1 protein-coding gene and 1 pseudogene are annotated in these 2,019 nt (G+C 70.1%); one reads left to right on the forward strand and one right to left on the reverse strand.

Annotation, left to right across the window (positions count from 1 at the left end; translation table 11 throughout):
• The first annotated feature begins 542 nt into the window (after positions 1-542).
• Entirely contained in the window at positions 543-674 is a 132-nt protein-coding gene (locus ACWCQ6_RS37045; RefSeq protein ID WP_451096875.1) for a hypothetical protein, read from the forward strand.
• A 99-nt stretch (positions 675-773) separates the two neighbouring features.
• Here ACWCQ6_RS37045 and ACWCQ6_RS37050 read toward each other — a convergent pair.
• A pseudogene (locus ACWCQ6_RS37050) lies at positions 774-2,019 on the reverse strand (hypothetical protein); the annotation flags it as partial.

Here is a 2,019-nt window from a genome sequence, read left to right on the forward strand (position 1 = left end):
ATGCTGGCGGAGTCGTATGTGCTGGTCGCCCGCAGGGAGCAGTTGGTCCTGGTCGTGCGGTCGTAGAGCGCCACGGCCGTCGTCGACTTGCGGCCGGCCCACCGCCTTCCAGAGTTTCCTGGACCAGCACAACATCCGCCGACCGAAGTCCTGGAGAAGCAGCGGTGGTGGACCGTGAACGCCCCACCTCGTCGCCCTCGTCCGCGCCGGCGCACGCTTCGAACGCGACCACCTCGTCGAACGCCCCGGAGTGGATACTGTGCATCGTGCGATGCACCCTGGAAGGTGAAGGCTTGGACACGCGCCATCGCGGACGCCGTCCGATTCCACCTCCAGGAGCGGTGCTGGTTCGCCGTGGACCTCGGACTCGGACTCGGCCTGCGCCGTTCGGCCTTGCCGAGGAGGACCTCGACTTCGAAGCCGGCGTGGTCCACATACGACGCCAGCTCCGATGGACTCCAAAGGGCGGCAAGACCCGTGATGTCCCCCTCGCCCCGAACCTCACGGCCCGCGCTCGGGCGCATTTCCGGCGTTTCCCTCCGGTGGCCTGCACACTGCCCTGGCGGAACCCCGAGGCACCGACGACCGCGCTGGAGGCGAAGCAGCGCAAGCCGATCGCGGTGATGCTGGCGCTCACCACCTCGCACGGCAATCGCATCTACTACAAGCGGTGAACTTCAGGTCCCGGGAGGCGGCGAACACGTCCGTCACGGTCGTGCGGGAACTGGGCGGGCAGCGGACCGCACCCTTGTGACCGACCAGCCACCCGGGGTTCACGCGGACTCGGGGCCGCCCGGCGGATCGTGGCGGATGTCGCCGCGGGCGAGGAAGTCCTGGAGCTCGCGGTGGCGGAACTGGTAGGCGATCCCGGCGGTGCGCATCAGACCCGCGTCGCAGCACCAGTCGAGGAAGCGGCCGAGGCGCCAGGGCAGTGGCTGGTCGGACCACCAGCGGCGAGTACAGAGCAGGAGAGCCACGTAGCGGACCCCGGCCGCTCCGAGGGCCGGGCCGGCGCCTGTCCTGAACAGGGGTCCGAACGCGCGCCAGGGCCTGAACAGCACGTCGAGAGCGCCTCGGTAGCCGCATCTGAACAGGCGATTGTAGACCAGCGCGAGCACCCGCCCGCCGCCGAGGCCGAACAGGGCCATGTAGATGAACACCGCCCCGAACGCGAGGACGGGGCTCAGGGCGAACCAGTAGAAGGGGACGAACCCGAGCCCGACCACGAGTCCGGTCACGAGCCCGGTCACCAGGTCGTCCCGCACCATGCGGCGCGGCGACGCGAGCCCGTGCGGCCTGCGGATCTCGGGTGCGTCCGAGAGCACGCCTGCCAGCCCGGCCCCGACGGTCGCCCCTCCGACGAGTCCCACCACCGATCCGTACACGAGCCCGATCACCAGTCCGACGACGTTCCCGATGTCGAGCACGACGACGAGCCCTCCCCAGAAGAGCCCGCCCACGAGCCCGTTCACGAGCTGGCGTCGTCCGACACGTGTTCCGACCGCGATGCGTTCCAGCCGGGACGGGATCGGCCAGGGAGGGATTCCCACGAGAAGGCTGCCCGCCACCATGAGCGTCACGTTCATCACGTACACGCTCCACGCGTCGAGCAGGCCCGCGGGCAGGTCGGCAACGGCCCACACCGCGAAGGTCAGGAGGACGTGGACGGTGCGGGCGCGGCGGTGGCCGGTGAGCGGCCACAATTCGTGAAGCACGAGGTCGGTGTTCGACAGACGGCGTCCGGCCACCTCGCGGGCACCGGTGTTGGTGCGCAGGTGGCGGGCGAGGACCGTCATCCAAATACACACCTGCTGCCGCGTGTAGGGCGCGGCGGTGTCGTCCATCGGGGAGGCACCGCGGATGTACAGATCCAGCAGGTGGTCCCGGATCTGCTCGGGGGTTCGCAGGCCGCGTTGACGGAGCTCCGCGGGGTCACGAACCCAGTCGTGCTCGGGGTCGCGCTCGTCGTAGACGGCGAGCGCCAGGGTCAGCCGCCAGGGGGTGGAAAGGCCCCGGGCC

This window comes from Streptomyces sp. NPDC001880, from assembly GCF_053594575.1.